The sequence below is a fragment of the Arthrobacter sp. 7Tela_A1 genome, assembly GCF_049311065.1.
Classification (GTDB): Bacteria; Actinomycetota; Actinomycetes; order Actinomycetales; family Micrococcaceae; genus Arthrobacter_B.
On the sequence record NZ_JAXIOO010000043.1, the window covers coordinates 1 to 20,084 of the forward strand.

At 65.8% G+C, this 20,084-nt stretch carries 17 protein-coding genes; 2 read left to right on the plus strand and 15 right to left on the minus strand.

The annotated features are described in order from the left end of the window. Nucleotides 1-100 precede the first annotated feature (100 nt). The 11 genes from pyk to hisI all read right to left on the minus strand — a co-directional run bounded on the left by pyk (nt 101) and on the right by hisI (nt 15,134). Nucleotides 101-1,603, minus strand: coding sequence for a pyruvate kinase (pyk, locus tag TVB01_RS14405; RefSeq protein ID WP_422456601.1), 1,503 nt, complete (start codon nt 1,601-1,603; stop codon nt 101-103). 110 nt (nt 1,604-1,713) lie between these two features. Continuing rightward, the gene (locus TVB01_RS14410; protein ID WP_422456602.1) at nt 1,714-3,171 is read right to left on the minus strand and encodes a glutamate synthase subunit beta; all 1,458 of its coding nucleotides are present in this window, start codon (nt 3,169-3,171) and stop codon (nt 1,714-1,716) included. Next, complete coding sequence (gltB, locus tag TVB01_RS14415) at nt 3,164-7,750, minus strand: glutamate synthase large subunit (RefSeq protein ID WP_422456603.1); 4,587 nt, start codon at nt 7,748-7,750, stop codon at nt 3,164-3,166. The genes TVB01_RS14410 and gltB overlap by 8 nt, the downstream gene beginning before the upstream one ends. Nucleotides 7,751-8,003: 253 nt before the next feature. After that, nucleotides 8,004-9,059, minus strand: coding sequence for a prolipoprotein diacylglyceryl transferase (gene lgt / locus TVB01_RS14420; protein ID WP_422456604.1), 1,056 nt, complete (start codon nt 9,057-9,059; stop codon nt 8,004-8,006). 2 nt (nt 9,060-9,061) lie between these two features. Then, nucleotides 9,062-9,862, minus strand: coding sequence for a tryptophan synthase subunit alpha (trpA, locus tag TVB01_RS14425; RefSeq protein WP_422456605.1), 801 nt, complete (start codon nt 9,860-9,862; stop codon nt 9,062-9,064). Next, nucleotides 9,859-11,220: a tryptophan synthase subunit beta gene (gene trpB, locus TVB01_RS14430; protein WP_422456606.1), complete on the minus strand. Its 1,362-nt coding sequence runs from the start codon at nt 11,218-11,220 to the stop codon at nt 9,859-9,861. Before trpB ends, trpA begins: the two co-directional genes overlap by 4 nt. Nucleotides 11,221-11,293: 73 nt before the next feature. Beyond that, nucleotides 11,294-12,127: an indole-3-glycerol phosphate synthase TrpC gene (trpC, locus tag TVB01_RS14435; protein WP_422456607.1), complete on the minus strand. Its 834-nt coding sequence runs from the start codon at nt 12,125-12,127 to the stop codon at nt 11,294-11,296. Then, nucleotides 12,128-12,418 (minus strand): HGxxPAAW family protein, encoded by a 291-nt coding sequence (locus TVB01_RS14440; protein WP_422456608.1) that lies wholly within the window; start codon nt 12,416-12,418, stop codon nt 12,128-12,130. A gap of 99 nt (nt 12,419-12,517) precedes the next feature. Further along, the gene (locus TVB01_RS14445) at nt 12,518-13,138 is read right to left on the minus strand and encodes a Trp biosynthesis-associated membrane protein (protein WP_422456609.1); all 621 of its coding nucleotides are present in this window, start codon (nt 13,136-13,138) and stop codon (nt 12,518-12,520) included. Next, a complete protein-coding gene (locus TVB01_RS14450; protein WP_422456610.1) occupies nt 13,135-14,721 on the minus strand; it encodes an anthranilate synthase component I in 1,587 nt (528 codons plus the stop codon). The genes TVB01_RS14445 and TVB01_RS14450 overlap by 4 nt, the downstream gene beginning before the upstream one ends. Before the next feature lie 32 nt (nt 14,722-14,753). After that, entirely contained in the window at nt 14,754-15,134 is a 381-nt protein-coding gene (gene hisI, locus TVB01_RS14455) for a phosphoribosyl-AMP cyclohydrolase (RefSeq protein WP_422456611.1), read from the minus strand. Nucleotides 15,135-15,225: 91 nt separating this feature from the next. On the opposite strand from hisI, the gene TVB01_RS14460 reads away from it, so the two are divergent. Together TVB01_RS14460 and TVB01_RS14465 are read left to right on the plus strand one after the other, a co-directional pair. Beyond that, nucleotides 15,226-15,870, plus strand: a complete 645-nt coding sequence (locus TVB01_RS14460; protein ID WP_422456612.1) for a TIGR03085 family metal-binding protein — start codon at nt 15,226-15,228, stop codon at nt 15,868-15,870. Nucleotides 15,871-15,985: 115 nt separating this feature from the next. Next, on the plus strand, nt 15,986-17,173 hold the full coding sequence (locus tag TVB01_RS14465) for a serine hydrolase domain-containing protein (RefSeq protein WP_422456613.1): 1,188 nt from the start codon (nt 15,986-15,988) through the stop codon (nt 17,171-17,173). A 6-nt stretch (nt 17,174-17,179) separates the two neighbouring features. Here TVB01_RS14465 and TVB01_RS14470 read toward each other — a convergent pair whose 3' ends face one another. From TVB01_RS14470 to TVB01_RS14485, 4 genes are all read right to left on the minus strand, one after another. Beyond that, the gene (locus TVB01_RS14470) at nt 17,180-17,995 is read right to left on the minus strand and encodes a CPBP family intramembrane glutamic endopeptidase (RefSeq protein ID WP_422456614.1); all 816 of its coding nucleotides are present in this window, start codon (nt 17,993-17,995) and stop codon (nt 17,180-17,182) included. Between the two features lie 50 nt (nt 17,996-18,045). Further along, nucleotides 18,046-18,816 (minus strand): imidazole glycerol phosphate synthase subunit HisF, encoded by a 771-nt coding sequence (gene hisF / locus TVB01_RS14475; RefSeq protein ID WP_227896876.1) that lies wholly within the window; start codon nt 18,814-18,816, stop codon nt 18,046-18,048. 11 nt (nt 18,817-18,827) lie between these two features. Next, entirely contained in the window at nt 18,828-19,670 is an 843-nt protein-coding gene (hisG, locus tag TVB01_RS14480) for an ATP phosphoribosyltransferase (RefSeq protein ID WP_422399337.1), read from the minus strand. Between the two features lie 92 nt (nt 19,671-19,762). After that, nucleotides 19,763-20,026, minus strand: coding sequence for a phosphoribosyl-ATP diphosphatase (locus TVB01_RS14485; RefSeq protein WP_325789804.1), 264 nt, complete (start codon nt 20,024-20,026; stop codon nt 19,763-19,765). Nucleotides 20,027-20,084 lie beyond the last annotated feature (58 nt).

The following is a 20,084-nucleotide window of genomic DNA, read 5'->3' on the forward strand; positions in this document are numbered from 1 at the left end:
GGCGGCCCCCTCCCCCCCCCCGCCCAACCACCACCCCCCCCCCACACCACGCGCCCCCGGCCGGAGGGCCCCGCCGGGGGACTCTTGCAGTGGCTCGACGCTAGATGGGTTTGGCCTTGCCCTTGTTGGCTTCCTTGACCGGCCAGGGGCCGACCTTTTCCTTCTCGCGGCGGCGGCTTTCGCCGGCGTCCGCAGCGTCACCAACGCGGTGGACTTTCAGCAGGTTGGTGGAGCCGGCCTGTCCGGGAGGTGAACCGGCAGCGATCACCACCATGGCATCCTCCTCCACGATCCCGTTCTCCAGCAGCTTGCGGTCGACCTGCGCGGTCATCGTGTCGGTGTGCTCGGCGAACTCGACCAGCAGCGGGCGGATCCCCCAGAACAGCGACATGTAGTTCAGGGTGGATTCCACCGGTGTGAAAGCAAACACCGGCTTCTTCGGCCGCAGGCGGGAAAGGCGGCGCGCGGAGTCACCGGACTGCGTGAACGTGCAGATGCATTCGGCGTCCAGCTGGTCGGCAATCTCGACGGCGGCGCGGGTGATGGCACCGCCGCGGGTGCGCGGCTTGCTTCCCAGCGGCGGCACACGGTTCAGACCGTGCTCTTCAGTGGATTCGATGATCCGGGCCATGGTCTTGACCGTGTCGATTGGGTACTTGCCCACGGAGGTTTCACCCGAGAGCATGACGGCGTCCGCGCCGTCCAGGACTGCGTTGGCGCAGTCGGAAGCTTCGGCGCGGGTGGGCCGCGGGCTTTCGATCATCGATTCCAGGACCTGGGTCGCAACGATCACGGGCTTGGCCCAGCGCCGGGCCAGCTCAATGGCGTTCTTCTGGACCATCGGGACATCTTCCAGCGGCAGCTCGACGCCGAGGTCACCGCGGGCAACCATGATGGCATCAAAGGCGTCGATGATCTCCTCGATCGCCGCGACGGCCTGCGGCTTCTCAATTTTGGCGATAACCGGAACGCGCCGGCCCTCTTCGTCCATGATCTCGTGGACCCGCACCACGTCGGCGGCATTGCGGACGAAGGAGAGCGCGACCATATCCACGCCGCGGCGGATCGCCCAGCGGAGGTCAGCCTCGTCCTTCTCGCTCATGGCGGGTACATTGACGGCCACGCCGGGCAGGTTGATGCCCTTGTTGTTGGACACCGGTCCTGGAACGGTGACCTCGGTGACCACCTGCTTGTCGTCCACGGACGTGGCGCGCAGCGCCACCTTGCCGTCGTCGATCAGCAGGATGTCGCCAACGTTCACGTCGCCCGGAAGGCCTTTGTACGTAGTCGAGCAAATACCGGCGGTCCCGGGCACGTCCTCCACGGTGATGGTGAAGGCATCACCGCGGTTCAGGAAATGCGGACCGTCCGTGAAGCGGCCGAGCCGGATCTTGGGGCCCTGGAGGTCGGCAAAAATACCCACCGGCTTGCCGAGCTCAGCGGAGGCCCGGCGCACGTTTTCGTACGTGGTGTTGTGGACGGAATGATCGCCGTGGCTCATGTTCATGCGAGCTACGTCCACCCCCGCACGCAGCACGGCTACGGTGTTTTCGTAACTGGCAATGGCGGGTCCGAAGGTTGCAACAATCTTTGCGCGTCTCATATGTCCTACCCTAGTCGTCCGATTCCGATTACGCAGTCATGGGAGCGCTCTCCCTGGCTGCAGCAAAGGCGCCGGACCGGGGTCCGGCGCCTTTGCGTCCGTCTTATCTTTTACAGCGGGGCGATGGCCCGGTCCGTTGGTGCGACCGGCGCGGGAAGGCGGGTCGAGCCCTCCAGCCACTTGTCGACGGCGGCCGCGCAGGCCCGCCCTTCGGCAATGGCCCAGACGATGAGGGACTGCCCCCTGCCCGCGTCACCGGCGGCAAAGACACCGGGCGTGTTCGTCATGTAGTACCCGTCACGCTTGACGTTGCTCCGCTCGTCGAACTCGGCGTTCACCTGTTCGGCCAGCCCTGCCGGTTCCGGACCGGTGAACCCCAGGGAGAGGAACACCAGGTCCGCCGGGATGATCCGTTCGGTTCCCGCCTTCGGCAGGCGCTTTCCGTCCACGAACTCTGTCTCCGCGACCTTCACGCCTGTGAGTTTGCCGTTCTCGCCCACAAACTCGACTGTCGAGGCAAGATAGGTCCGCTCACCGCCTTCTTCATGGGCGCTGGCGACCTCGAAGAGGGTCGGGTACATCGGCCACGGCTGGTGCGCGGCCCGCTCCGCCGGGGGCTGCTTGCCGATCGCCAGCGTGGTCACCGACGCTGCCTGGTGCCGGTGCGCGGTGCCGATGCAGTCAGCACCGGTGTCGCCGCCGCCCAGGATCACCACATGCTTGCCTTCGGCGTGGATCTGGTTCTTGACCTTCTCCCCCGCAACGGCACGGTTGGACTGCACCAGGTAGTCCATCGCGAAATGCACGCCGGAGAGATCACGTCCGGGGATGGGCAGGTCTCGCGGAACCGTGGCACCGGTGGCGACCACTACGGCGTCGTACCTGCGGCGCAGCTGCTCCCAGGAGATGTCCTTGCCCACTTCGACGCCGGTGCGGAACCGCGTGCCTTCGGCGCGCATCTGGTCCAGCCGGCGGTCGATCTGTTCCTTCTCCATCTTGAAGTCGGGGATGCCGTAGCGCAGCAGGCCGCCGATCTTGTCATCACGTTCGTACACAGCCACGGTGTGGCCGGCCCGGGTGAGCTGCTGGGCCACAGCCAGGCCGGCAGGTCCGGATCCGACGACGGCGATGGTCTTGTCGGTCAGACGCTCCGGAGCGTGCGGGACAACCCAGTTCTCATCGAAGGCCTGGTCGATGATGGAAACTTCAACCTGCTTGATGGTCACCGGCGGCTGGTTGATGCCCAGCACGCAGGAGGCTTCGCAGGGCGCCGGGCAAAGGCGTCCGGTGAACTCGGGGAAGTTGTTCGTCGCGTGCAGGCGTTCGATCGCTTCCTGGCCTTTGTCCCGCCAGGTGAGGTCGTTCCATTCCGGAATGAGGTTGCCCAGCGGGCAGCCCTGGTGGCAGAACGGGATGCCGCAGTCCATGCAGCGTCCGGCCTGCTCCTTCAGCACACCCTTTTCCTGCCGTTCGTAGACTTCCTTGAAGTCCATGATGCGGACAGGGACGGGCCGGCGCGGCTGGGTCTCCCGCTCGCGCACTTTCAGAAATCCGCGTGGGTCAGCCACCGGTTACCTCCAGAATCTTGGTCCATGCTTCGGCGCCGTCAGGGTCCAGCCCTGCTTCAGCCGCGGAGGCGCGGGCATCGAGAACTGCCGCGTAATCGCGCGGCAGTACCTTGGTTATGCGGGAAACAGTCGTTTCGAAGTCTTCCAGCAGGGAGGACGCCAGCGCAGAGCCGGTTTCCTCGACGTGCTTGAGCAGCAGGCCGCGGACAATGTCCACGTCCTCGGCGTCGGGCTGCAGCAGCAGCAGTTCGCCGGACTCCAGGGCGTCCTTGTTGACCCGGGCGCGGTCCAGGTCCACCACAAACGCGGTGCCGCCGGACATGCCTGCGCCGAAGTTCCGTCCGGTGGAGCCCAGGACCAGTGCCTGGCCGCCGGTCATGTATTCGCAGCCGTGGTCGCCGATTCCCTCGACGACGGCTGTGGCACCGGAGTTCCGGACCAGGAAGCGTTCACCGACCTGGCCGCTGAGGAACATCTCGCCGCTGGTGGCGCCGTAGCCGATCACGTTGCCGGCCACGACGTTGCGCTCAGCCGGGAAGACGTTGGCACGGTCCGGCCGGACAATGATCCGTCCGCCGGAAAGCCCCTTGCCCACGTAGTCGTTGGAGTCACCGAACAGGCGCAGCGTGATGCCGGCCGGAAGGAACGCCCCGAGCGACTGGCCGGCCTGGCCGGTCAGCGTGATGTCGATCGTGTCCGTTGCCAGCACGTCGGTGCCGAAGGTCTTGGTGACCGTGTGCCCGAGCATGGTGCCCACGGACCGGTCGGTGTTGACCACGTCCAGCGTGATCCGCACCGGCTGCCGGTTCTGCAGTGCGTCGGCGCTCATCTCGATCAGTTTGTTGTCGAAGTGCGCATCCAGTTCGTGGTTCTGGGTCACCAGGTTGCGCAATGGTGCACCGGGGTCCACTTCGTGGCCGCGCAGGATCGGTTCCAGGTCCAGCCCGTCGGCCTTCCAGTGGTCCACGGCAGCCTTGGTGTCCAGCATTTCGCTGTGGCCGATGGCTTCCTCGAGGGACCGGAAACCGAGTTCGGCCAGCAGTTCACGCACTTCCTCGGCGAGGAACTCGAAGAAGTTCACCACGAACTCCGGCTTGCCGGAGAAGCGGGCGCGCAGCTCGGGATTCTGGGTTGCCACGCCCACCGGGCAGGTGTCGAGGTGGCAGACGCGCATCATGATGCATCCAGAGACCACCAGCGGGGCGGTCGCGAAACCGAATTCCTCACCGCCCAGGAGGGCTGCGATGACGACGTCGCGGCCGGTCTTGAGCTGGCCGTCCACCTGCACCACCACGCGGTCGCGCAGGCCGTTGAGCATCAGGGTCTGCTGCGTTTCGGCCAGGCCGAGTTCCCAGGGAGCACCGGCATGCTTCAGCGAGTTCAGCGGCGAGGCACCGGTGCCGCCGTCGTGCCCGGACACCAATACGACATCGGCCTTCGCCTTCGTCACGCCGGCTGCCACAGTACCGATTCCGGCTTCGGAGACAAGCTTCACGTGGACCCGGGCGGACGGGTTGGCCCGCTTCAGGTCATAGATCAGCTGTGCCAGGTCCTCGATCGAGTAGATGTCGTGGTGCGGAGGCGGCGAGATCAGGCCGACGCCGGGTGTCGAGTGGCGCGTGCTGGCCACCCACGGGTAGACCTTCTGCGCCATCAGCTGGCCGCCTTCGCCGGGCTTGGCACCCTGCGCCATCTTGATCTGCAGGTCATCGGCATTGGTCAGGTACAGGCTGGTCACGCCGAAACGGCCGGAGGCAACCTGCTTGATAGCGGACCGGCGTTCGGGATCCAGGAGACGGTCCACGTCCTCGCCGCCTTCACCGGTGTTGGACTTGGCGCCCAGCCGGTTCATGGCGATAGCGAGGGTCTCGTGGGCCTCCTGGGAAATGGAGCCGTAGCTCATCGCGCCGGTGGAGAACCGCTTGACGATCGAGGAAACCGGTTCGACTTCCTCCAGCGGAACAGGCGGACGCTCCCCCGTCTTGAAGTCCAGCAGGCCGCGCAGCGTCATCAGGTCCTTGGCCTGGTCATCCACGCCGCGGGTGTAGGCCTTGAACACGTCGTAGCGCCGTTCGCGCGTGGAGTGCTGCAGGCGGAACACGGTTTCGGGGTTGAACAGGTGCGGCGGGCCTTCACGGCGCCACTGGTATTCACCGCCGTTGTCCAGGCTGCGGTGGGGTTCCTCAATCTCGTCGGACGGGTAGGCACTGGTGTGGCGTGCCGCATTTTCCGCAGCGATCACGTCCAGCCCGACGCCGCCGAGCTGGGTTTGGGTGCCGTGGAAGAATTCGTCCACGAGCTCCTGGCCGAGGCCGATCGCTTCGAATGTCTGGGCGCCGCAGTAGGAAGCCACGGTCGAAATGCCCATCTTGGACATGATCTTCAGGACGCCCTTGCCCAGGCCCTTGATCAGGTTGGTCACGGCCTGTTCCCGGGTGACACCGGTGATGTCCCCGTTGCGGACCAGTTCCTCGCAGCTTTCCATGGCCAGGTACGGGTTCACCGCCGAAGCGCCGTAGCCGATCAAGACCGCCACGTGATGGACCTCGCGGACGTCGCCGGCTTCAACGATCAGGGAGATCTTGGTGCGGTTGGCGCTCTTGAGCAGGTGGTGGTGTACGGCGGAGAGCAGCAGCAGGGAGGGAATCGGTGCCCACTGGGCGCTGGAGTCGCGGTCGGAGAGCACGATGTATTCGACTCCGCGGTTCACGGCACCGGAGACCTTTTCGCAGATTTCGCTGATGCGTGCCCGCAGTTCGGACTCGCCGCCGTCGGGCCGGTAGAGGCCGCGGACCTTCAGCGCCACCTTTTCGCCGTCCTCGTTCTTGAGGTTGGCGATCTTCGCCAGTTCATCGTTGTTGATGACCGGGAACTTCAGGGCAATCTGGTGCGTCTTGACCTGGCCGAGCGCCAGCAGGTTCCCGTTGGGACCAATCGAACTCTGCATGGAGGTGACCAGTTCCTCGCGGATGGCATCCAGCGGCGGGTTGGTCACCTGGGCGAAGGACTGCACAAAGTAGTCAAAGAGCAGCCGGGGTCGCTTGGAGAGCACGGCAATGGGCGTATCGGAACCCATGGCGCCCAGCGGTTCTGCACCGGTGCGGGCCATCGGGCCGAGCAGGATGCGCAGCTCTTCCTGGGTGTAGCCGAAGGTGCGCTGCCGGCGGTTGATGGAGGCCTTGGTGTGCAGAACGTGCTCGCGTTCGGGCAGTTCTTCCAATGAGACCTGGTTTTCGCGGACCCATTCGGCCCACGGGTTGGCGGCAGCAATCTCCGCCTTGATCTCGGAGTCTTCAATCAGCCGGCCCTCAGCGGTGTCGACCAGGAACATCTTGCCCGGTGACACCCGGCCCTTGCGGACCACCTTGGCGGGATCGATGTCCACGACGCCGACCTCGGACGCCAGGACCACCAGGCCGTCCTCGGTGATCCAGTAGCGGGCCGGACGCAGCCCGTTGCGGTCCAGGACCGCTCCGACCTGGTCGCCGTCCGTGAAGGAGACAGCGGCGGGGCCGTCCCACGGTTCCATGAGCATGGAGTGGTACTGGTAGAAGGCGCGGCGGGCCGGATCCATGGTGGCGTGGTTTTCCCAGGCTTCCGGGATCATCATCATCACGGCGTGCGTGATCGGCCGGCCGGAGAGCATCAGCAGCTCAGCGACTTCGTCGAAGGACGCCGAGTCAGAGGCGCCCGGCGTGCAGATGGGGAAGAGCTCTTCGGGGGTGTCCCCGAGCAGCGGGCTCTTGAGCTGGGACTGCCGGGCACGCATCCAGTTCCGGTTGCCCTTAACCGTGTTGATCTCACCGTTGTGGGCGATGGCGCGGAACGGCTGGGCCAGCGGCCAGGACGGGAAGGTGTTCGTGGAGAACCGGGAGTGCACAATACCGAGCTTGGTCTTAAACCGCGGATCAGAAAGATCCGGGAAGAACGGTTCCAGCTGGGCGGTGGTCACCATGCCCTTGTAGACCATGGTCTTGGAGGACAGGGACGGGAAGTAGACGCCGAACTTATTCTGGGAGCGCTTCCGGACCCGGAAGGCACGTGCGTCGAGGTCCGTACAGGCCGCGTCGGCGGGAGCCAGGAAAACCTGGACGAAGTACGGCATGCAGGCCCGGGACATGGCGCCGACGATGTCTGCGGCAATCGGAACCTCGCGCCAGCCCAGGACGGTGAGGCCCTCGGACTCGGCGATGGCTTCGACGCCGGAGCGGGCGGTTTCCTGCTCGCGCTCTTCGGTGGGGAGGAACGCCGTACCAACGGCGTAACTGCCGGCAGCCGGAAGGTCGAAATCCGTGACCGCACGGAGGAACTCGTCGGGAACCTGGGTGAGGATGCCGGCGCCGTCGCCGGTACCTTCATCGGCGCCCACGGCACCGCGGTGTTCAAGGTTGCGCAGCGCCGTCAGCGCCGCATCGACGATGTCGTGCCCGGGTTCGCCGCGGAGGGTGGCAATGACGGCCAGTCCACAGGCGTCTTTTTCGTTCTCGGCCCGGTAGAGCCCCGCGTCTTCCGGGTAGGCCGCGAACCGCTGGAACGGCGACACCACCTGCGCGGGCTGAGGGGACATTGAGTGAGTCATAGGGTAAGTCCTTCCCCCTGTTGAACGTTAGGAGGGGACGACATTGGCCCCACACCGGCGGCACGTACCTGCCGGCGTGTCAGATGATTCTACGTCCGTATTCCCGTGAGGGCCCTGCATGGGGGTGGGGGCTGGCTCTGGAAACTACGTCCGTCCGGATGCCGCAGCGCAGGTTGTCCCCGCGCACGGCCACCGCTCGCCGCCACCTCAATGTGGCATCAGGACTGCCCGGGAGGTAACCCGGGCGCAGGTCCTACGTGGCTGGGTCCGAATGATCGGACCGGGAAGGCTTGGAAGCCTCGTTTTTTGTCTCTGCGACATTAGCACGCGCTTCACGCGTTCGTGACGCAGATTTCACATTCCCGGATTCTGTTTCGTTCTTGTTATCTAGCGGTGAATTGTTACTCCCGTCAGCGGTTTCACCGGCTGCGGGGACGGGACCGCCTTCCAGGTACAGCGACGTTTCCGGCGTCTTCCGGGCACGCACCGACAGGAAGATGAACATTCCGATGGAGAGCAGCAGCAGGGCGGCGCTAGTCCACACGTTAAGGCGCTGCGTCGTGCCGAACAGGGTAATCATCTCAGCGTCGTCGATCCGGAGGATTTCGATCCACACTCGTCCGGCGGTGTAAATGGCGGCGTAAAGCCAGAAGAGGCGGCCGCCGCGCAGCCGGAAGCGCTTATCCAGCAGCAGCAGCACGGCCACACCCGCCAGGTTCCACAGCGACTCATAGAGGAACGTGGGGTGGAAGAGGGTGCCCGGAGCAGTGCCGGCGGGGAAGTTGGTGTTGTTCGGATCGATTTCCAGGCCCCAGGGAAGGTCCGTCGGTCCGCCGAAGAGCTCCTGGTTGAACCAGTTGCCCCAGCGGCCCACCGCCTGGGCCAGCAGCACTCCCGGAGCGGCGACGTCGGCAAAGGTGGAGAGTTTGATCCCCGCCCGCCGGCAGCCGATCCATGCGCCCACGGCACCGAGGGCGATGGCACCCCAGATTCCCAGCCCGCCGCGCCAGATCTGCGGGATCAGGGCCAGGTCCCCGCCGGGACCGAAGTACGCGTCCGGAGAAGACACCACGTGGTACAGGCGCCCGCCGATGATCCCGAAGGGAATCGCCCAGATGGCGATGTCAAAGACGGAGTCCTGCGGGAGCCCGCGCTTCTTCCAGCGCACGGAGGTCATCCACAGCGCCAGGATAATTCCGGCGAGGATGCACAGCGCGTAGGCGTGGATGGTCAGCGGCCCCAGCGAGAAACTGCTGAAGTCAGCCGGAGGGCTGGGAATCGCGGCCGGAACCGCCAGGGACGTGGACATGGTTAGCTCTTTCGGGTTCCGGAACTCAGTTCGCTGGTCAAGGCGCCGACGGCAGCCGGGCCCCCGTCGCGCAGGGCGGCCACGAGCGCGGTGCCCACGATCACGCCGTCGGCGTAAGAGCCGATCTCACGGACATGCTCGGCGGTGGACACACCCAGTCCGACGCATACACGTTCCGCGCCGGCAGCGCGTGCCGCGCTCACCACGCCCTCGGCGGCGTCGGACACCTGGCTGCGGGTGCCGGTGACCCCCATGATGGAGACGGCGTAGACGAAGCCGCGGCTGGCCTGCACCGTGGACTTCATGCGTTCGGTGGTGGAGGACGGAGCGACCAGGAAGACCCGGTCCAGGCCGTACTTATCCGAGGCCGCCAGCCATTCAGAGGCTTCATCCGGGATGAGGTCCGGGGTAATGAGGCCCGCTCCCCCGGCTTCAGCCAGGCGGCGGGAGAATTCGTCGACGCCCAGGCGCATCACGGGGTTCCAGTAGGTCATGACCAGCACCGCTGCATCGGTCTCGGCCGTGATGCCGGCGACGACGTCAAACACCTGCTGCACCCGGAAACCGGCTTCGAGGGCTTGGCTGGTGGCGGCCTGGATGACGGATCCGTCCATGACGGGGTCCGAGTAGGGGATGCCAATTTCGATCAGGTCCGCACCGTTTCGCGCCATCTCAATGCCGGCGGCGATGGTGTCCTGCACGGAGGGGAAACCTGCGGGGAGGTACCCGACCAGCGCGGCACGGCCGTCAGCCCGTGCCCGGTCGATGGCGGCAGCAGACTTGCTTGCGGTCGAGACGCTCACAGCTGTTCTCCTTCTTTGCCGATCTCGGCTTCAGCTGACTTCTCGTCGAGCAGGTTGAACCATTCAGCGGCGGTTGCTACGTCCTTGTCGCCGCGTCCGGAGAGGTTGACGATGACGATCTTCTCGGAGGCGTCTCCCTCAGGGCCGGCTTCGGCTGCGAGGCGCTGCCCCACCTTGATGGCGCCGGCAAGGGCATGGCTGGACTCGATGGCCGGGATGATGCCTTCGGTCCGGCAGAGCAGCTTGAAGGCGTCCATCGCTTCGGCATCGGTGATGGGTTCGTAGGAAACCCGTCCGATGTCCGCCAGATAGGCGTGCTCCGGGCCGACGCCTGGGTAGTCCAGGCCAGCCGAGATGGAGTGCGACTCGATCGTCTGGCCGTCTTCGTCCTGCATCAGGTACGTACGGGCGCCGTGCAGCACGCCCGGACGGCCCAGGGTGATGGTTGCGGCATGCCGCGGGGTGTCGACGCCGTCACCGCCGGCTTCGAAGCCGTATATCGCTACCGACGCGTCGTCGAGGAAGCCGTGGAAAATGCCGATCGCGTTGGATCCGCCGCCCACACAGGCGCAGACTGCATCGGGAAGCTTACCGGTCTGCTCCAGGATCTGCGCCCTGGCCTCCTCGCCAATCACCTCGTGGAAGTAACGGACCAGTGCGGGGAACGGGTGCGCGCCGGCAGCCGTGCCCAGCAGGTAGTGGGTGGTCGAAACGTTGGCAACCCAGTCGCGCAGTGCTTCGTTGATGGCGTCCTTCAGGGTCTGGGAGCCGTTGGTCACGGGAATGACCTTGGCGCCCAGCAGTTCCATGCGGGCAACGTTCAGGGCCTGGCGGCGGCAGTCTTCTGCTCCCATGTACACGACGCAATCCAGGCCGAGCAGGGCGGCTGCAGTCGCGCTGGCCACCCCGTGCTGGCCGGCACCGGTTTCAGCGATGATGCGCGTCTTGCCCATGCGCTTGGCAAGCAGCGCCTGCCCCAGCACGTTGTTGATCTTGTGGGAACCCGTGTGGTTCAGGTCTTCCCGCTTGAGGAAGATCCGCACGCCGCCGGCATGCTCGGCAAACCGCTTCGCCTCGGTCAACAGGGACGGCCGGCCCGAGTAGTTGCGGTTCAGGTCGGCAATCTGGGCGGTGAAGTCCGGGTCGTCCTTGGCCTTCTCGAACGTGTCGGTCAGCTCGTCCAGGGCGGCGATCAGGGACTCGGGCATCCATCGGCCGCCGTACTCGCCGAAGTAGGGTCCGGCGGCGTGACGCAGGGAATCAGCTCCGGTGAGGAAGCTGTCAGTCACCTCGTCCGTCACCGTCTCGCCTGGGCCTGCCGTGCTGGCGGCCGTGCTGTTCTCGGGGGTCCCGGTCATGGAGCCTGTCCTGTCCTGCTTTGGTCCGGGCCGCTGCGGGCAGTGGCCGGAAGGGTACGTCGAAAGTTATGTCCTAGCGTTCGCTGGCCTGCAGCCGTCCGGCGATGGCCGCGGCTCCTGCCTGCATGAATTCCGCGATGGTGGCCGCGGGGTCGTGGTGTTTGACCAGCGCTTCACCGACAAGCACGGCGTTGGCGCCGTTGGCTGCGAAGTGCTCGACGTCAGCGGTGTCCCTGACGCCGGATTCGGCGATCACTACCGCGCCTGCGGGTATGGACGCCGAAAGTGCGGCGAAGACTGAACGGTCAACCTCAAGGGTCTTCAGGTTCCGCACGTTCACACCGATGATCCGGGCGCCCACGGCTGCGGCTCGCTCGATTTCCTCGGCGGTGTGCGTCTCGACCAGGGCGTTCATGCCCAGTTCGTGGGTCAGGTCAAGGAAGGTGCGCAGCTGCTCGTCATCCAGTGCCGCCACGATCAGCAGCACCAGATCGGCGCCGTGCGCACGGGCTTCCCAGATCTGGTATTCATCGACGGTAAAGTCCTTGCGCAGCAGCGGGATCCGCACTGCCTCCCGGACGGCGTCGAAGTCCGCCAGGGATCCGTTGAACCGGCGCTGCTCCGTGAGCACGCTGATCACGGCAGCTCCGCCGTGTTCGTAGCGCGCTGCCAGTGCTGCCGGGTCGGTGATCTCGGCCAGGGCACCCTTGGAGGGGCTGGAACGCTTGACCTCGGAGATCACCCGGAGGGTCCTGCGGGGGTCGTCGTTGCCGCCCAGGGCATCGAACGCATCAAGGGCAGGAGCGGCCTGGGCGGCGCGCTCCTGCACCTTTTCCAGCGGCAGCTCGCGCTGCCGCTGGGCCATGTCCTCACGGACACCGGCAATGATGTCGTCGAGAACGCTCACTTAGTGACCGTTGTTCTTCAGCTTTGAACCGCCGACGCCGTAGCCGGCCTTGCGCATGATCCAGCCAACGACCAGGCCGAGGGCCATCACGACGAGGCCGGCGATGAAGACCAGCATGCTGGCGATCACGAAGCCGATGCTGGAAACCAGGGCACCTGCAATCATGATCAGCACGCAGGTCCAAGCTGCCGGGGTGTTGCCGTGTCCAATGGTCTCATCGTGGATGCTGGCGTGGACCTCGGCATCGTTCTCGGGCTTGGTGTCCTGCTGGTCAATGGCGTTTGTGCTCATGGTGAATCTCCTCGTAAACGGGTCTGGGTTCCATTCTGCCATTAGCTGGCAGGAAGTCTCTTACTTGTTGCGGGGTGTGTGCGGCGGCCCGGGAGCTGCCTACCGGTAATTCGTGGGGTCTTCACCCTTGGTCAGACGGTCCCAGCTGTCGATTTCATCGATCGGCGGGTGCGTGGATTCGCCCTTGGATGCTGCGCCCGTTGCTGGCTGCGCGGCATACTTCCGGGACGCTGCCCAGGATCGTGAGGCGACGGCCAGCCAGATGCCGGCCAGCACAATCAGCACTCCGGCTGCTGCCGCCAGGTACGGCATGAGGGTGAGGGTTACCTCTGCGCCGGCGGCGCCGCTGACACCGGCTGCCTTCCCCACCGCGCCGGCGGCACCCTGCTGCGGATCCTGGATGACTGCGGCGCTGGCGTAGGCCACGCCGAAGCCGGCCACCATGAGCACCACCGAGATGACCCACCGGGCGATCTTGCCGGCGATCGAAGCAGCCAGGGCGGCCGCCACGGCGACGACGGCGAAAGCCGTCACCGCGGTTGCGGCTTCGCTTCCGGCCACGGCAATGTTCGGGGTCTCCACTGCTGCCTGCGGGAGGACGACGTCGAGCCAGGTCCGTGTGGTGGTGCCGAACGCAGCTGCCGCCAGCAGCACGGTCACCAGTACGACGGTGGACTTGCGCTGCCAGCGCGCGGCTGACGAAGCCGTTCTTGAACTCACTTGCTCGTTTCCTGACTGTTGAAGATCCTCGCGGCCACGGCGGGCGTGACCGGTTCCAGTCCGTCAGCGATGAGCGCCGCACGCAGCGGCGCCGCGGCCTTGTTCACCGTTTCCTGCGCTTCAGCCTCCAGGTCCGAATCGGCGACAATCCCGCCGCCCGCCTGAACGTAGGCCTTGCCCTCACGCAGCAGGGCAGAACGGATGGCGATGGCCATATCCATGTCCCCGGCGAAGTCCAGGTAGCCGACGACGCCGCCATAGATGCCGCGGCGGTGCGGTTCCAGTTCGTCGAGCAGGCTCAGGGCACGCGGCTTGGGCGCACCGGAGAGCGTCCCGGCCGGGAACGTCGCGGACAGCACGTCATACGGCGTCCTGTCCGGGGCCAGTTCCCCCACCACCGTCGAGACGAGGTGCATGATGTGGCTGAAACGCTCGACTTCCATGAACTGCGTGACATCCACGCTGCCGGGCAGGCAGACCTTGGACAAGTCGTTGCGGGCCAGATCCACCAGCATCAGGTGTTCGGCCCGTTCCTTCTCATCCGCCAGGAGTTCCTCGGAGAGCACCCGGTCCAGTTCCTGCGTCTTCCCGCGGGGACGCGAGCCGGCAATCGGATGCGTGATGACTTCGCTCCCGGTGACCGTAACCAGCGCTTCCGGAGAGGAACCGACGACGGCGAACGGGTTGCCGCTGCAGTCCTCGAAGTTGAACAGGTACATATAGGGGCTCGGGTTGGTGTTGCGCAGCACCCGGTAGACATCCAGCGCCTCGGCCCGGCATTCCATTTCGAAACGCCGGGAGATGACCACCTGGAAGACGTCGCCGTCGACAATTGCTTCCTTGCCGCGTTCCACGGCACGCAGGTAATCCGGCTTGGGCCAGCTTTCCTTCACGCCGGCGGTCAGGGTGGAAACGTCCACAGAGCCGCCGCGGAGCACGGTGACGGCCTGCGGGGCCTGGGCCGCCAGCTTGTCCAGCATGCTGTGCAGCCGGGCAACGGCGTCGTGCCAGGCGTCATCCACCCGTTCATCGGAGCCGTCGAAGTTGATGGCGTTGGCCACCAGGAGCACCGTGCCGTCGGAGTTGTCGTGGATGGCCATGTCCGAGACCAGGTTCATGGCAATCTCCGGCAGGTCCAGGTCGTCGACCGGAGGTGACGGGAGCTTCTCCCAGTGCCGCACCGACTCCCACCCGACAAATCCGACCAGGCCGGAGGTGAACGGCGGCAGTCCGTCGAAGCGGTCAGTGGCCAGCAGCTGCAGCGTTGCGGCCATGGCCTCGACCGGATTGCCTTGCAGGGGAACACCGGCCGGCGGCTTGCCGAGCCAGCATGCCTCGCCGTCCCGTGTGGTCAGCGTGGCGCGGGAACGGGCGCCGATGAAGGAGTACCGGGACCAGACCCCGCCGGTCGCGGCCGACTCCATGAGGAAGGTTCCTGCTTCCCCGCCGGTGAGCTTGCGGTAGATGCCGATGGGAGTGTGGGCGTCGGCCAGGACCTTCAGCCGGACCGGGACAACACGGCGGTCCGCGGCAACAGCACGGAATTCCTCCAGGGAGGGAGAGATAACACCTAGATCCTGCATGTATATGGGCTTTCGGGTTGGAGGGTGTTCGGCTAGGCGGACACGGGCAGGCCGCGGCCGTCGAAGCAGGTCCGGGTGCCGGTATGACAGGCGGCACCGACTTGGTCCACGCGGACCAGCAGCGCATCGCCGTCGCAGTCCAGCGCCACGGATTTGACGTACTGGACGTGGCCGGACGTGTCGCCCTTGCGCCAGTATTCCTCCCGGGAGCGGGACCAGAACGTCACCCGTCCGGTGGTCAAAGTGCGGTGGAGTGCTTCGTCATCCATCCAGCCAAGCATGAGTACCTCACCGGTATCGTGCTGCTGGATCACTGCTGCCACCAGTCCGGCGTCGTCACGCTTAAGGGTCGCCGCGATTCCGGGGTCCAGGTCGGAGGCCGGAATGGTCTGAGGGTTTGGGTCGCTTGCCATCGGTATCGATTCTAGTGCGTTTGGCCGCACCGGGGCCGATCGGCCCCGGGTGGCGGGCAAAGCGGGGTGTTCCGTGCTAGTTTCAGCAGTGATGCAATTCGTAGAACCCTCCCGTGAAGTCTTGGCCGAAACACTGCTCGCGGCCGGTCCCCACGCGCCCACGCTCTGCGAGGGGTGGGAGACCCGTCACCTGGCGGCGCACCTTTACCTGCGCGAACACCGTCCGGCCTCCGCCCTCGGTTTCTTTGTGAAGCCGCTCGCCGCACGGACGGCCAAAGCCATGGACGCGCTCGTCGCCAAGGCTTCCACCTCCGAGGGCTACGCCAAGCTGGTCAAGTCCTTCCGATCCGGGCCTCCGCTGCTCTCCCCCATGCAGATCAAGTCGGTGGACAACTCCGCCAACCTGGTGGAGTACTTCGTGCACACAGAGGACATCCGCCGTGCCGGTGACCGCTGGGCTCCGCGGGCCCTGGATGCCGAATACTCCGAAGCCCTCTGGTCCGAGCTGCTGAAACGGGCGGCACTGCTCTACCGCGGCGTCGACGTCGGCATTGTCCTGGTGCGTCCTGACGGGCCGCGGCACGTGGCCAAGCGGGCAGCCGTGTCCGTGGCAATCGTCGGCGAGCCCTGCGAGCTGCTCCTGCACGCCCACGGCCGCAACCAGCAGGCCCTGGTCATGTTCGAAGGCCAGCCCGACGCCGTCGCGCTCCTCGAGAGCGCCGAGATCGGCCTGTAAACCGTATTCCGAATACCGGGTCCGGCGTATTCGCCGGACCCTTTTTCGTTGCCCGGGCCCCCGGGAACTGCCACGCTGGAAGCCCAAGCACCGACCGCTGGCCTCGGAGACCCCCATGGACAGGAACTGCGTCTTTGCCCGTCCCGTGCGGCTGGCGGCCGCGTCCGTGGCCGCCGCGCTGCTTGTTGTTTCCTGTACCCCGCCCGACACGGCCCGGGACTCTGTGACGTCTCCGTTCTCCTCCCCGTCTCCCGGGGTTTCGGCGCAGGACGGATTGCCGGACCAGATGCAGACTGCGCTGCAGGACCGGTTGGACCAGGTCCTGGAGCGTTACGGCGTGCCGGGTGCTGCTGCCGGGGTCTGGCTCCCCGGTGAGGGAACCTGGCAGGCCGCTGCCGGAACAGCCGACGTCGCCGGCGCGGTTCCGGTCTCCCACGGCATGGCGTGGCCGCTGCGGAGCATCACCAAGTCCTACACCGTGACTTTGCTGCTCCAGCTCGCCGACCAGGGACTGCTGAGCCTCGACGACGCCGTCGGCCAGTACCTTGACGGAGTGACCAACGGCGACCGGATTACGCTGCGGCAGCTCGCGGAGATGTCCAGCGGCAATGCGGACTACACGGGCGAGGCGTTTGCCGCCGAGTACGGGCAGGACCCGGCACGCCTGTTCACTCTCCAGGAACTGAATGGCTTTGTGCTCGGTGAGCCCGCGCAGTTCGAGCCGGGCACGCAGCGTGTCTACACCAATGCCAACACGAACCTGCTCGGCGCCGTGATCGAGAAGGTCACCGGCCAGCCGTACAGCGAGGTTCTCAGCGAACGCATCCTTGAGCCCCTGCAGCTGCGCGGCACCAGGTACCTCACGGACACCGCGGACTGGACCCAGCCGCATCCCACCGGGTACATCGAGCAGGAAGGTGAGGTGGAAGCACAGATGGAGAACCCGTCCATCTTTGCCGCTGCCGGGTCACTGTTTTCCACGCTTGAGGACACCCGGGCGTGGGCGGAGGCCCTGGCCACCGGAGCCCTGCTGGATGCGGACACCCAGGAGATACGGCTGGCTGGCGCGCCGCTTCAGGCCGGCCCGCCCTACGACCAGTATGCCCTCGGCATCGGGAAGACCGGCGGCTGGTGGGGACACAACGGCGAAGGCGTCGGCTTCACCTCCGCCGCGTTCCATGATCCGGCCAGCGGCGCAACGATTGTGGTGTTCATGAACGAATCGAACGTCCCTGATGTGCACCCGGCCGATGAAGCGTTCCGGTCTTTTGCGGAGGTTCTGGCAGCGAATCCCGGTGGATGATCCCCGCTAGCCCGGCACGGCTTCGGAGAGCAGCAGGATGGGGAACACCAGTGCCGGGGAGCTGGTCATGAGGTTGACGACGAAGTGCGCAATAGTGATCGGCAGGAGGCGGCGCTGGGCACGGACTATGATCGCTGAGCCAAGTCCCCAGATGGTGAAGGCAGCCACGTAGACAATCACAGCCTCCGTCGTTGGTGCGAAGAATGCGTGCTGGGCACCAAAGGCCAGGGAGCAGAACAGCATGGCCGGCCACGGGGACCATGCTGCGGAGAGCCGGGACTGTGCGTAACCCCGGTAGACGGCTTCTTCGGCCGGAGCGTTCAGCGGGGCGAACGTCAGTACTGCCGCAAGGCCGAGGACGAGGGACCACACCGGGGACGCAATGCCTGCGGCGTCGGGGTCGTAGAAGACCGTCGCGAAAGCCTCAAACATCCCAGCGCCGTGCAGTGCCCACATGGTCCCCACCACGGCCAGGACAAAGGGTACGTAGAGGACGGCAATCCACAGCAGACCCCATCCGGCATCCCGCAGCAATGTGCGGCCGGGGCGGAAGAGCGACCTCAGGCTGGATCCCTCGCTTCGCAGCATCCGGGAAACGAGCAGCAGCGAAATGATGTTGACCGGAATCAAGCTCAGCGAGGCGAGCATCGGGGATGGCGGAAACGCTGCTCCCCCGTTGGCTGTTCGCATGATGAGCCATGCCGCGACAGTAGCCGCAGCCACCATTCCCAGGCGGACCAGTAGAAGAAGTACTGGTTTCCGGCAGGATTGCCGGGCGTCGGCGTGGGCCGCCGCAGTGCTCGCCGTCCCTGCGGGCTTCATAGCGTCAGAGTACGCTCGTTTGCCCGCAGGGACTGCAGCTGGAGCTGAACCTAGCGGACGGGGTAGCCCGCGTCGGAGATGGCCTTCTTGACGTCCGCAATGGCGTTGTCCGGCCCGAAGTGGAAGATCGACGCAGCGAGGACAGCATCCGCACCGGCAGCAATGGCCGGCGGGAAATGCTCCGGAACACCGGCGCCGCCGGAGGCAATCAGCGGCACGTTCACGGCAGCGCGGACGGCGCGGATCATTTCCAGGTCGAACCCGTCGCGGGTACCGTCGGCGTCGATCGAGTTGAGCAGGATCTCCCCCACACCCCGGTCAGCTGCTTCCTTGGCCCAGGCGACGGCGTCGATCCCGGTGCCCTTGCGGCCGCCGTGGGTAGTGATTTCGAAGCCTGACGGCGTCGAGCCGTCATGCGTGCGGCGTGCGTCCACGGACAGCACCAGCACCTGGGAACCAAAGTGCCGGGTAATCTCGTCAATCACGTCCGGGCGTGCGACGGCGGCGGAGTTGATCGAAGCCTTGTCCGCACCGTAGCGCAGCAGCCGGTCCACGTCCTCAACGGTGCGGACACCGCCGCCCACGGTCAGCGGAATGAAGACTTCCTCGGCAGTGCGGGAGACGACGTCGAACACCGTTTCCCGGGCACCCGAGGAGGCAGTGACGTCAAGGAACGTGAGTTCATCGGCGCCGGCGCGGTCGTAGCGGTGGGCCAGCTCCACCGGGTCACCGGCGTCGCGCAGGCCTTCGAAGTTGATGCCCTTGACCACGCGGCCGGCGTCGACGTCGAGGCAGGGAATGACACGGATGGCAACGCTCATGACGCGCTCCCCTAGATCCGGCAGGCGTGGATGGTGCTGACCAGGATGGCGCGGGCGCCCAGGTCATAGAGCTCATCCATGATGCGGTTGGTGTCGGATTTCTTAATCATCGACCGCACGGCCACCCAGTCCGAGTCCCGCAGCGGGGACACGGTCGGCGATTCCAGGCCCGGGGTGAGGGCTGCGGCTTCCTCGACCAGTTCCTTGCGGACGTCGTAGTCCATCATCACGTACTGGCGGGCCACCAGGACACCCTTGAGGCGGCGCTTGAGCACGTCGAGTCCGGCGGGGCTGGCACCCTTGCGGCCGATCAAGACTGCCTCGGACTTCAGGATGGGCTCACCGAAGATTTCCATGCCTGCCGCCCGGAGCGTGGTTCCGGTTTCAACGACGTCGGCGATAGCGTCCGCAACGCCGAGGCGCACGGAGGATTCGACGGCGCCGTCCAGGCGGACCACGGAGGCGTCCACACCGTGTTCGGCGAGGTAGTCGCGCAGCAGTCCGTCGTAGCTGGTAGCGACGCGCTTGCCGTTGAGCTCTTCGAGGGACGCGAAATCGCCTACCGGTCCGGCGAAACGGAACGTGGAAGCACCGAAGCCAAGGCTCATCAGCTCTTCGGCCTCCACCTGCGCGTCCAGGAACAGGTCGCGGCCGGTGAGTCCGACGTCGAGCGTTCCGGAGCCGACGTAGACGGCAATGTCACGGGGGCGGAGGAAGAAGAATTCAATGTCGTTGTCGGGATCGACCATCACCAGTTCGCGGCTGTCGCGGCGCTGGCGGTATCCGGCCTCGGAGAGCATGGCGGAGGCGGATTCGGAAAGGGCACCCTTGTTGGGCACTGCTACACGGAGCATTTTATTTTGGATCTTTCGCTGGAAGTCAGATAGGAACTGGGCCTGCCGGCGGGCCACACACTGTTTGAGCGGTGCTCAAACGAAGCGCGTGGCTAGAGATGCTTGTAGATGTCCTGCAGGGTGAGGCCTTTGGCCAGCATAAGGACCTGCAGGTGGTAGAGCAGCTGGGAAATCTCCTCTGCTGCGGCTTCATCAGACTCGTACTCGGCAGCCATCCAGACTTCTGCGGCCTCTTCGACTACCTTCTTGCCAATGCCGTGGACGCCGGACTCGAGTTCGGCGACGGTGCGTGAACCGGCTGGCCGGTTCTCCGCCTTCTCACTGAGTTCGGCAAATAGCTCTTCGAAGGTTTTCACAGATCAAGGGTACGCTCTGCGTCACAATCTGCCCCATTCCGGCCCGCGTGTGTGACGA